The organism is Neobacillus drentensis (assembly GCF_036966985.1).
GTDB classification, from domain to species: Bacteria; Bacillota; Bacilli; order Bacillales; family Cytobacillaceae; genus Neobacillus; species Neobacillus drentensis_E.
This window is the reverse complement of the sequence record NZ_JBALSN010000363.1, coordinates 220-11,401: the sequence shown is the minus strand read 5'-3', so window position 1 is coordinate 11,401 and position 11,182 is coordinate 220. Positions and strand designations below refer to the sequence as shown.

Annotated in this window: 12 protein-coding genes; 2 read left to right on the top strand and 10 right to left on the bottom strand. The window is 43.1% G+C overall.

All coding sequences use genetic code 11. The features are described 5' to 3' along the window. The 10 genes from ureC to V7659_RS21820 form a co-directional block, all read right to left on the bottom strand. Window positions 1-1,382: urease subunit alpha (ureC, locus tag V7659_RS21865; RefSeq protein ID WP_420491760.1), on the bottom strand; the 1,382-nt coding region annotated here is incomplete at its 3' end. Then, complete coding sequence (locus V7659_RS21860) at window positions 1,379-1,708, bottom strand: urease subunit beta (RefSeq protein ID WP_335542232.1); 330 nt, start codon at window positions 1,706-1,708, stop codon at window positions 1,379-1,381. The genes V7659_RS21860 and ureC, both read right to left, overlap by 4 nt. Before the next feature lie 210 nt (window positions 1,709-1,918). Then, window positions 1,919-2,221 carry an urease subunit gamma gene (locus V7659_RS21855; protein ID WP_026564564.1) on the bottom strand — a complete coding sequence of 101 codons (303 nt, stop codon included), beginning with the start codon at window positions 2,219-2,221 and terminating at the stop codon, window positions 1,919-1,921. Then, complete coding sequence (locus V7659_RS21850) at window positions 2,218-3,477, bottom strand: ArgE/DapE family deacylase (RefSeq protein WP_335542228.1); 1,260 nt, start codon at window positions 3,475-3,477, stop codon at window positions 2,218-2,220. Before V7659_RS21850 ends, V7659_RS21855 begins: the two co-directional genes overlap by 4 nt. A gap of 17 nt (window positions 3,478-3,494) precedes the next feature. Next, the gene (allB, locus tag V7659_RS21845) at window positions 3,495-4,853 is read right to left on the bottom strand and encodes an allantoinase AllB (RefSeq protein WP_335542226.1); all 1,359 of its coding nucleotides are present in this window, start codon (window positions 4,851-4,853) and stop codon (window positions 3,495-3,497) included. Window positions 4,854-4,866: 13 nt separating this feature from the next. Next, window positions 4,867-5,226: a hydroxyisourate hydrolase gene (gene uraH, locus V7659_RS21840; RefSeq protein ID WP_335542224.1), complete on the bottom strand. Its 360-nt coding sequence runs from the start codon at window positions 5,224-5,226 to the stop codon at window positions 4,867-4,869. Continuing rightward, window positions 5,223-6,176: a factor-independent urate hydroxylase gene (gene pucL, locus V7659_RS21835; protein WP_335542222.1), complete on the bottom strand. Its 954-nt coding sequence runs from the start codon at window positions 6,174-6,176 to the stop codon at window positions 5,223-5,225. Before pucL ends, uraH begins: the two co-directional genes overlap by 4 nt. 13 nt (window positions 6,177-6,189) lie before the next feature. After that, entirely contained in the window at window positions 6,190-6,702 is a 513-nt protein-coding gene (gene uraD, locus V7659_RS21830) for a 2-oxo-4-hydroxy-4-carboxy-5-ureidoimidazoline decarboxylase (protein ID WP_335542220.1), read from the bottom strand. Next, entirely contained in the window at window positions 6,692-7,339 is a 648-nt protein-coding gene (locus V7659_RS21825) for an NTP transferase domain-containing protein (RefSeq protein WP_335542218.1), read from the bottom strand. Before V7659_RS21825 ends, uraD begins: the two co-directional genes overlap by 11 nt. Next, window positions 7,329-8,387, bottom strand: a complete 1,059-nt coding sequence (locus V7659_RS21820) for an XdhC family protein (protein WP_335542216.1) — start codon at window positions 8,385-8,387, stop codon at window positions 7,329-7,331. The genes V7659_RS21825 and V7659_RS21820 overlap by 11 nt, the downstream gene beginning before the upstream one ends. A gap of 424 nt (window positions 8,388-8,811) precedes the next feature. Here V7659_RS21820 and V7659_RS21815 point away from each other — a divergent pair, with 424 nt between their 5' ends. Continuing rightward, window positions 8,812-9,282 (top strand): nucleoside deaminase, encoded by a 471-nt coding sequence (locus V7659_RS21815; RefSeq protein WP_335542214.1) that lies wholly within the window; start codon window positions 8,812-8,814, stop codon window positions 9,280-9,282. A 23-nt stretch (window positions 9,283-9,305) separates the two neighbouring features. Continuing rightward, a complete protein-coding gene (ade, locus tag V7659_RS21810) occupies window positions 9,306-11,051 on the top strand; it encodes an adenine deaminase (RefSeq protein WP_335542212.1) in 1,746 nt (581 codons plus the stop codon). Window positions 11,052-11,182 lie beyond the last annotated feature (131 nt).

Here is an 11,182-nt window from a genome sequence, read left to right as displayed (position 1 = left end):
ATCAAACTATGCGCAATCATTCCACCTTTGATGACGATCTCAGGTTTAACGCCAAAAAATGCCGGATCCCAAATGACGAGATCTGCCAATTTCCCCACCTCCACCGACCCAACTTCCTCCGCAATCCCATGCGTTATCGCTGGATTAATTGTATATTTAGCAATGTATCGCTTAGCACGGAAGTTGTCGCAGGTCCCCTTGTCTTCCGGCAGCTTGCCGCGCTGCTTCCGCATTTTATCAGCTGTTTGCCAGGTGCGAGTGATCACTTCGCCTACTCGGCCCATCGCCTGGGAATCGGAACTAATCATGCTGAATACGCCCAAATCGTGGAGAATGTCTTCCGCTGCAATCGTTTCTTTTCTGATACGCGAGTCAGCAAAGGCAATGTCCTCAGGCACGTCGGGGTCCAAGTGATGACAAACCATCAGCATATCTAAATGCTCACTCAAGGTATTTTTGGTGTAGGGTCGTGTTGGATTGGTGGATGACGGGAGGATATATGGGAAACTTGCGACCTTAATAATATCAGGAGCATGACCTCCGCCTGCACCTTCCGTATGGTACGTATGGATGACCCGGCCATTAATCGCTGCCAATGTATCCTCGACAAACCCACCTTCATTTAAGGTATCGGTATGAATGGCAACTTGTATATCATACTTGTCCGCAACCTTGAGGCATTGGTCAATGGCAGAGGCAGTCGTCCCCCAATCTTCATGCAATTTAAGACCAATCACACCGGCCTTGATCTGTTCAATTAACGGTTCCTCAGCAGACGAATTACCCTTCCCTAAGAATCCTAGATTCATAGGGAATTCTTCAGCTGCTTCCAACATGCGGTAAATATTCCATTCCCCCGGCGTACAAGTGGTTGCATTTGTTCCGGTTGCCGGACCAGTGCCACCGCCAATCATGGTTGTAATCCCTGATGACAGGGCTGTTTCGATTTGCTGTGGACTAATAAAATGGATATGGGCATCAATCCCGCCAGCGGTTACAATCATCCCTTCACCGGCAATAACTTCCGTTGAAGCCCCGATGATGAGATCTACGCCTTCCATTAAGAGAGGGTTGCCACTTTTTCCAATTCCAGTGATTCTGCCTTCACGAATCCCAATATCAGCTTTATAGATTCCGCTATAATCCAAAATAATGGCGTTGGTAATGACAGTATCCAATGCTCCCTGTGCTCGTGTCACAAGCGGGTGCTGCCCCATCCCGTCACGGATTACTTTTCCACCTCCAAATTTCACTTCATCCCCATAAACGGTAAAATCCTTTTCTATTTCGATAAATAAATCAGTGTCCGCAAGCCGGATGGCATCGCCTGTTGTAGGACCAAACATGTCTGCATATTGTTTTCTCGACATTCGAAAGCTCATAACGGGTTCTTCCCTCCTTGATCCAATGGGCCATCCGTTTTATTATTAAGCCCATAGACTTCACGCTGACCGGCGAAGGGAACAAGTTCAATTTCCTTCGCATCGCCTGGCTCAAACCGAACAGCAGTGCCAGCAGGGATATTTAGATGCTTGCCAAAAGCTTGGTCCCGGTCAAATTTTAACGAGCTATTGACTTCATAAAAATGAAAATGGGAGCCGACTTGAATCGGCCTGTCGCCTTGATTGAGCACTATGACCGTTACAGCCGTCCTTCCCTCGTTGCAGACAATCGGCTCTTGTTTTAATCGATATTCTCCTGGTATCAATTCTTTTTCTCTCCCTCCCCAAATTGGAAGTTATTTTACATTTACTGTAAAATTAACTCTCTATTTCGTAAAATAACTTCATTTTTTGTAAAATCGAACTTCTCATTCGTAAAATAAATATGTTTTTTGTAAAATTAACTTCCTAATTTGTAAAATCCCCCTATCTTTCTTCTAAAATCAGCTTAAATACCCAACCAAACCGCGCTAAATCTATCGAATCGGTTCATGTACAGTGACAAGCTTGGTTCCGTCTGGAAAGGTTGCCTCTACCTGAATATCATGAATCATCTCCGCGATCCCTTCCATTACATCCTCACTTGATAATATTTTTGCCCCCTCACTCATCAGTTCTGCCACCGATTTTCCATCTCTTGCACCTTCGATAATTTCGTAGGTGATCAAGGCAATCGCCTCAGGGTAGTTTAATTTTAGGCCTCTGTCTTTGCGGCGCCTGGCCAGGTCTGCTGCAACAACAATCATTAATTTTTCCTGTTCCCGCTGAGTTAATTTCATCTCCTGCCTCCCCCCAGTAAATCATAAAGTGTGCATGCAATAATTTTCGTAGCATCAATCAAATCTTCGATGCGGATATGTTCATCGGCCCGGTGCCCGTTGGCCTCTTCTAACACTTTAGGTCCAACACCAAACATGATCGTTGGGATACCTTTTTCATAAAAATGACGAGCATCTGCATAAATGGGTACGCCGTTAATGGCTAATTCACCCTTGCCCTTCATAATGGACTGCCAATTCGAAGACAGAGCTGAAATCAACGGGGAATCTTCCGGAACAGGTCCGAAACTTTCCGCATGGAGAATTTTGCGAATCTCTATTTTTATTCCCGCGACCGTCTTTACGGCTTCTTCCACTACACTTCTAAATTCCTCCTCAGCTTGTGCCCCATCTTCACCAGGAATTAATCTCCGATCCACTCTGATCGAGCATTCGTCAGGCACAACATTCGTGTTAATTCCTCCAGAAATGAGACCGACAACTAAGGTTGGATGATCAATTCCAGGCACAGTAGATTTTTTCGCAGCTAGAGTCTTTCGGTATTCATATAAACGATTTAGAATCTCAGTCGTCGTCTCAAGCGCATCGATTCCTGTATGAGGCAAAGCCGCATGGGCAGACTTTCCCACGATTTTTACTTCAAAATGTAAACAGCCATTGTGGGCATTCACCGCAGAATAGGTAAAGCCCGCGGCAATCGCTTGTTCTGGTTTAATATCCCCTTGGTCAAGCAGCCTTTTCGGTCCTAATTCGCCGCCCGTCTCTTCATCAAAAGTAAAGGCAAGGTCGACTTCCCCTTGCAGCTGCTGACTGATTTTTGCCTGTTTCAAGGCTAAAACCGCGTATGAGTAAGCAGCAATATCCGATTTGGAGACAGCCACTCCCCGGCCATACATCCTTCCGTTAATGATCTCCCCTCCGTAGGGGTCAACACTCCAGCCTAACCCTGGCGGTACAACATCACCATGTGCATTTAAGGCAATAATTGTTCCCTCTCCGTTTCCAAACTTCGTGCGGCTTAGGACATTGGCCAGACTTATCATTCCAGCCGCTTTCACCGCCTCTTCCTCCACATCTAAAAGGGAAACATCCTCAAATCCGATTTCTTGAAGCTGATGATATAAGAAGGCCGCAATAGGATAACAGTCCCCTGCAGGATTATCCGAAGGAACTTGCACGATCTTTTTTAAAAAATCAATCATTTCTACTTGGTGTTCCTCAACCCATTGGACTAACCGCTCCTTATCCTGATTCATCAAATTCCTCCTCTTCTCTAAAGACAAACACCAAACTTTCCTTTACTCACCCCTAATTGGTCATCATAAATGACTTTTCCTCGTAAAATTGTTTTCTTCACTTTGAGTAAAAACTCCTTATCTTCAAAGGGTGAATAAGCATTTCTAAAGGCCAATGACTGTTTATCAACGATCGTTGATTCATCTAAACGGATCAACACTAGGTCCGCATCAAGGCCAGGCCGAATCCTTCCTTTTCGTTCAGCGATTCCAAACCTCTCTGCCACATTCGACGTCCCTAATGGTAAAATTTGTTTAAGGCTGATTCTCCGTTTAAGGGCTTCATCAAGCAGTGAGAGCCATGTAAATTGAACCCCCTGGATTCCTCCCCATGCTTCCCAGATCGAATCTGTTGTTTTCATCGAATATAGGCATGGAGAATGATCGGATCCAATGGTATCAATCCACCCTCTCTGAAGGCATTCCCAAAGCCCCTCTACTTCTTCACGCGGTCTTAATGGCGGCGCACATTTGAGGATGGCACCACCTTTCAAAAAATCCTCTTCATCAAAAATTAAATAATGCGGGCAGGTTTCAACAGTAACATCTACCCCGCTTTTTTTTGCTTGCTCGATCAGTCCAATTACTTTCGCAGAACTAATATGCACAAAATGAAGGGCAGTTCCATATTTTGCAGCAAGTTCTAACGCATAATTAACAGCTTTCTCTTCTGCGGAAACAGGTCTGCTTGCGAGAAAAGCCTTTCGTTCATCAATCCCAGCTCTATGTTTATAAAAAGCGGTCGATTTATTAATCTCATCATTCCATTCTGCATGCAGGGCGAGAATCTTCTTATGTTCCGCCGCTGCTTGCATGGCTTGTTTCAATCCATCCGGAGATACGAATGGGAAATCTTCAATTCCACTCTCACTCATAAATGCCTTCCAAGCAATAATCCCCACACTCATTTGAGAGAGCTCTTTCCGGTCAGTGATGTTCGTTTCTGTTATTCCCCCCCACAGAGCATAATCAACATATGACCTAGTCGTTAAGTAGTCCATTTTATCTAGTAAATTCTTAAAATTAGTGATGGAGGGGGCACAATTCAGCGGCATATCAAAAATCGTAGTGGTGCCGCCGATAGCTGCAGCACGGCTGCCTGTCTCAATACCTTCCCAATCCGTTCTTCCTGGGTCATTGAAATGGACATGGGCATCAATAAAGCCAGGAACAACGAGACAACCGCTTGCATCGATCACTGTATCTGTTTCCTCTTTCAATGGTTCTGCCTCACTTATTACAAAGGAGTCAATTTGCTCACCAACCACTCGAATGTTTACCTCTCGAAAGCCTTCCTCTGTAAAAACAAGCCCATTCTTCACCCATAGTTCTTTCATGTTAGGATCCTCCTTAACTCCCGCGATACGTACTGTACCCACCAGGTGAAATCAGCAATGGAACATGATAGTGGGATTCGGGTTCAGAGATGCCAAAGCGAATAGGAACACAATCTAGGAATGAGGGTTCTTCGGGAAAGGTACCACGATTACGGAAATAATCTCCTACATGAAAACGAAGTTCATAGATTCCTATTTTCATACTTGTTTCTTCTAGAAGTGATTGATTAACTCGCCCATCCTCATTTGTGCGGCATGTCAAAATGAATTGAAACCTGTTTTCTGAATCCACTTGCCATAACTCCACTACCACTCCACTTGCTGGCTTACCAATACTTAAATCTAGAACGTGAGTAGTTAACTTTCCTGTCATTTCGGTAATTCCCCTGGATTTTCTAAATCATCACGTGTCATTGAGAAACATTGAAACCCGTATGGAGGACGCGGTTCGGTAAATACCTTTCCATCTTGTGAGGCTGGAATATCATTTAAAACGGTTTCCCACGTCCGGTTGTTGGATTCAAAGCGAACTTCAACTAACTGTGGAAAACGCTCTAATATGCGAAGGCCAATGCGGTAGATTAGATTTTGGATGGAGGGAGAGTTTTCTTCATGAAAAACCGTATATGCAATATCCCTTACTTGCTCAGCTGCGACATACCCATTCGCTGTACTGCCCTTCGCATCCTCAAAATCGTTATAGCGCCACCCAATATTCAAGAAGATAAACAGCGGTCGATCAAAGGATTCAGGAAGTGTTGTATATTCGTCTTGCACAAAACCATAAAAGGAACTGCCTCGTACCTTTAAAAGCTTTAGTCCCTTTAAACTGCTGAGATGATCAGTCGTGATAATGTCTTCTCCAGAGCGCTTTACTTCCACTTGAGCCAAAGACTGCTCATTTAATGAATAGCGAAATACTAATGGACTCGCTTCAAAACCATCCTTCGTCGGTACTGGAAGTTCATCAAATGGGATTTGTTCACTTGTAATATCGACTGCACTCATATGTGAATACGTTTCAAGGAAACGACGGGCGACAAATTCTAGGAATCCTTCTTGGGTGGAACCTTTATAATCGCCAGCATGTTTTAGAATAAAATTTTTCATTGAATCAGTTGCGACAACTAATGAATTATCGCCATCTTTAAAAGACGATAAGAAAGCATCACCCTCGACCGCCACCTTCACGTTCATTCCAAACAGAATATTGCTTCGGCCCGTAAAGGCTGATTCAGGAATCGGACGGACAGCTGTGAGCGGGGCTGCATAAGTACGATAAACCCAAACATCTGCTTTTCCATAACGCATTGTTCTTTGCATAGCATCATCCCCTTTATTCAATAAGATCAGTTAAGCGGAACCCAACAATTTTATAGACCTCGTTTAAGGCTGTCAGGAATTCTTGTTCATAGGCATTAGCAACACGCACTTTCATTGCTGCAAGGATGGTATCCTTGTTTTGGCCCTTCACCGCCATGATAAACGGAAAACCAAATTGTTCAACATACCTTTGATTTAGTGATGTAAACTCCATATGTTCATCCTTAGTTAATAGATCAAGCCCAACACCTGCTTGCTCCTTTTGTGAAACCTCTGAAATGATTAATCTTGTCCCGAGATCTGGATGGGCCCGAAGCAGTACCAATTGCAATACTTCCTCTGCATTTTTTACAACCGTAACCATTGTTTGTAAGAGTTCCTCACGAGAATGGACGGGCAGACTTTCCCATGCTGCCCTTGCCACCCATGGAGAGTGCTCAAACACCCATCCTACTGTACTCACAAACTCTTCTTTGTTCATTTGATTTATGTCCTCGATTGAAAGCCGCGGCTGATTAATCACCACTTGTGCCCACCCCCTTCAGAATTTCATAGTCCTCTTTTGTGTCCACATCAAAAAAGTCCCACCTATTTTCATAGTTAACAAGTTTTCCAGTTAATTGAGCCTTTTTAAAAAGCTGCCTAGCCCCTTCATCCCCTTCAAGTTTTAGTAAATCAGGAACTACTTTAGGTGAGAAAATAATTGGCGGTCTCGGAGTGCCCTGAAAACTTGCCGCAAGAAACGAGATATCAATATTTTGGTGGAGACCCTCCACGTAACGAAAAACCAAATCATTGATGATTTTTACTGGCAGAAGTGGTTGATCAGCAAGAAGGATCATGATTCCTTTTGGCTCCATTTCCATCGCTTCCCGTAATCCTGTTTGCAAGGAATGGGCCTGCCCTTGATTAGCGTCTTGGCATATCACAGCTTTCCACTTTTCTCGGAGAGGAGTTTGAAAAAGGGTGCGATCAATCCAGTGGAGACGATCCGCTTCCCTTGTCACCACAATGGTAAAACTTAATTCAGATATTACTGCTTTTTCTAAGACTGAATGACCAATTGATCTTTTCCCCCATGGGAGGGCCAGCTTGTTAATCCCCATCCGCCGACTCTTACCCGCCGCAAGACAGACTGCGATGACCCCAGCGTTATCTTTCAAGGGTAATCACCTTTTGCTGCCTTTTACTCCGCTGCTCTTGTATTAGTTCTGCAACAATACTGATGGCAATCTCCTCTGGCCCCTCCGCTCCTATCGATAGGCCTGCAGGACTGCTAATTTCCTGAGGGATCGCCACCCCCTCGAGAAGACGTTGTGTCCGTATTCTTGGACCAAGTACGCCTAAATACATTAAGTCTTTCCCCTTTAAATGATTCAATATCTCCTGATCCTTTTGAAATTGGTGCGTAAGGATCAGGACTGAATCAGAACGAGTCAAATGAAGCAGTGGAATCGTCTCGCGGGGATTTCCAACTAGCCATCCGTCAGCATCTGGAAAGTGGTCTACATTACACAAGGCAGAACGCCAATCTGAAACAGTCACTGAAAATCCTGCCTGCGAGGCGATTTTTACCAATGGCATGGCATCAGCGCCAGCACCAAAAACAACTAAGCGAGGTTTCGGTTCAAATGAATGAATATAAACATTTGATGATAGTTCCGTAAAATATTTGATCCCGCTTTTCGGAAAGTTTTGATGAATTTCGTTTAATAGACTCTTAAACTCATTTAATATCCTTCCATGCCATTTTCCAAAATAATGTTGATCATCCGACAAAAATAAATAGTCAGAGACCGAATACTCCTCGGTCATTTTTTTCATCATCGTGACTCGATGGCCATTATCCAAGTGGAACTTTAGCTTTTGAAGGTGGTCACGTAGAAAGGCATCAACAGGTTCAAGCAGCACACGGATGACTCCATTACAGCCTGCACCCTGTCCCCACGATAAATCGTCCTCCTCCCGCATATCATAAATTACAGTTTTTACTTTCCCTTCATCCCTTACTTCTTGAGCTCGATAGGATAAGTCTGTTTCTAAACAGCCTGCACTTAACATACCAACCTTTGTTCCGTCACTTCGTAACAACATGGATGTACCTTCTTTACGATAGGCGGATCCTTCTACATGAATGATGGTAGCTAAACAATCTCCTTCATGATAAGAATCAGAAAATAAGGCGTTTAAGATTTCATGAATCCCTTCCATCTTGGCCCCCTATTCTTTCCTAGTTTCTAACACTATATATATTGATAGACCTCCCAAAATACACCCATGTTCTTTTTCAATTTTCTACTGACCAGGTAGTTTTATGTAGATAGATGAACATAATGAACAAAGTCCATGTCATCTTTTTTCACCATACTATCCAAAAGAGGAAATAGTATCTACATTAATGTCATAAAATCTTACATAGAAAATTGCAGGTTTGATTGTTTTCTTTTTATTTAAAAATCATGTCAGAAATCCTTTCAACAATAGAGCATTTGTGAGCATCTTACTGAATAATGTATGGTAAGTTCATTCACTGTCCTCAACTCCTGGCAACAAAGCTTACCCCCAACCTGCCAGTTATTCAACAAGAAAGAATCAATTTAAATAGACCAATTGAAAAATAGAATGGAGTGCTGGTATGACGGATACTCTCTTTATGGAAAAAGCGATTGAGCTAGCATTAAATAATGTATTGACGAATCAAGGGGGACCATTCGGGGCGGTCGTCGTCAAGGATGGAAAGATTGTTGGTGTGGGCCGAAATCAAGTGACAGGGACAAACGACCCTACTGCCCATGCGGAGGTACAAGCGATTAGAGATGCCTGCCGAAATTTAAACGACTTTCAGTTAAACGACTGTGAAATTTATACCAGCTGTGAGCCTTGTCCGATGTGTATCGGCGCCATTTACTGGGCTCGCCCTAAGGCTGTTTATTATGCCTGCACCAAACAAGAAGCAGCGAAGATCGGCTTTGACGATCAATTTATTTATGACCAGCTATCACTTCCTATCGAAAATCGAAAAATACCGATGAAAAAAATCTTTCCAACAAACGGAGACTTACCTTTTAAAACATGGGAGAATGCAAAAGATAAAGTGGAATATTAATTTGACAAAAAGGATGTTGTCCTATGGAAAGCAAACATATAATCAAACGAATCTCTGTATCCACCAAAAGAGAGCTAGCAGATACAGTCATTAAAAATGGCAAAATAATTGATGTCTTTACTGGTGAATTGATGGAAGGTGACATCGCAATTGTGGATGGATACTTTGCAGGGGTCGGTGAATATGAGGGGAAAAATGTCATTGATGCGAAGGGGCTATATATTTCCCCTGCTTTTATCGATGGTCATGTACACATTGAATCCTCGATGGTCACACCTAAGGAGTTTGCGAAGGTTCTTCTGCCGCACGGGGTGACCACGGTTATTGCCGACCCTCATGAAATTGCCAACGTATTAGGAACGGATGGAATACAATACATGCTCGATTCCTCGGAACATCTACCGTTTGACTTTTTCTTTATGCTTCCATCCTGTGTTCCTGCGACTGAATTTGAAAATTCCGGTGCTACTCTATATGCCGAAGACCTCAAACCGTTTTATCTCGAGCCACGTGTATTAGGACTAGCTGAAGTCATGAATTTTCCGGCAGTCTTTCATGCTGAACAGGACATGATTGAAAAGATTATAACATCTAAACAATCTGGTAAAAAAATTGATGGCCATGCCGCTGGCTTGTCAGCCAATGATATTAATGTTTATATGTCAGCTGGGATTCGAACTGATCATGAAAGCACAACAGCCCTGGAAGCAAAAGAACGTCTCCAAAGAGGAATGTATTTAATGATTCGCGAAGGGACAGTGGCAAAGGACTTGCAACAATTGATAACAATCGTCAATGAACGCAATGCCAGAAGATGCTTATTTGTCACTGATGATAAACATTTAGACGATCTTGTTCATGACGGCAGCATCGATCACAACGTGAGACTTGCTATCGCCTCAGGCCTCTCAACGATTACCGCCATTCAAATGGCAACCATCAATGCAGCCGAATGCTTTGGACTCGAAAATAAGGGAGCGATTGCTCCCGGATACAAAGCTGATTTCTTCCTGTTTGATGACATGAATAAAATTAATATTAGAACCGTTTTTAAAGACGGGAGGGCCGTTGTCGACAATGGCCAGCTTACTATGGATTTAAACAACCAAACTTTCGTTGAAACAGAGCGATTAAGAAATTCAGTTCGTTACCATGAGCTAACAGAAGAACATTTCCATATTCCTTTAAAAACGAACAAAGCAAATATCATTGAAATCATCCCCAATAGTCTTGTAACCCGTCATATAATTGAAAAAGTTGAAAAGAATAATGGCGGGTTCTTTCAAACTTCCATCACGAATGACCAACTAAAGCTGGCCGTAATTGAACGCCATCACTTAAAAAATCAAATTGGTTTAGGAATTGTCAAAGGTTTGGGGCTAAAATCAGGGGCCATCGCCACAACTATTGCCCATGATTCTCATAATCTAATTATTGCTGGAACGAAAGATGATGATATGGTAATTGCCGCAAAAGCGATCAAAGAGATGCAAGGGGGGCTGGTCGTTGTCAACCATGGAGAAATCATTGCTTCCTTGGAACTATCCATTGCAGGCTTAATGTCCGATCGGCCATATCAAGAGGTGTATTCCGGTCTTAAAGAAATCAATCTAGCTCTTCAAAAACTAGGAGCAAATGACCACTTTAACCCGTTTCTAACCTTATCTTTTTTAGCACTTCCGGTCATACCAGAATTAAAACTTACAGATAAGGGGTTATTCAAGGTTAGTAACTTTAAACATATCGGTCTTGATACAAAAGAAGAGTAAGAAAAGCGCAAGCGCCCTGGTCAGCGGCGTATGGCCTCCTCGAAAGAGCTAACGCTCTTTCTTCGTGCGATGCTTATGCTGCCGAAGCTTTCCTTGTGGAGCGCTCCAACTGAGATAAAGGAAACACGAAG

Bases quoted from the DNA above. Each gene is read 5' to 3' on its own strand.
- V7659_RS21855 (WP_026564564.1), bottom strand. From the start codon at position 2,221: ATGAAATTAACTCAGCGGGAACAGGAAAAATTAATGATTGTTGTTGCA.
- V7659_RS21850 (WP_335542228.1), bottom strand. From the start codon at position 3,477: ATGAATCAGGATAAGGAGCGGTTAGTCCAATGGGTTGAGGAACACCAA.
- allB (WP_335542226.1), bottom strand. From the start codon at position 4,853: ATGAAAGAACTATGGGTGAAGAATGGGCTTGTTTTTACAGAGGAAGGC.
- uraH (WP_335542224.1), bottom strand. From the start codon at position 5,226: ATGACAGGAAAGTTAACTACTCACGTTCTAGATTTAAGTATTGGTAAG.
- pucL (WP_335542222.1), bottom strand. From the start codon at position 6,176: ATGCAAAGAACAATGCGTTATGGAAAAGCAGATGTTTGGGTTTATCGT.
- V7659_RS21820 (WP_335542216.1), bottom strand. From the start codon at position 8,387: ATGGAAGGGATTCATGAAATCTTAAACGCCTTATTTTCTGATTCTTAT.
- V7659_RS21815 (WP_335542214.1), top strand. From the start codon at position 8,812: ATGACGGATACTCTCTTTATGGAAAAAGCGATTGAGCTAGCATTAAAT.
- ade (WP_335542212.1), top strand. From the start codon at position 9,306: ATGGAAAGCAAACATATAATCAAACGAATCTCTGTATCCACCAAAAGA.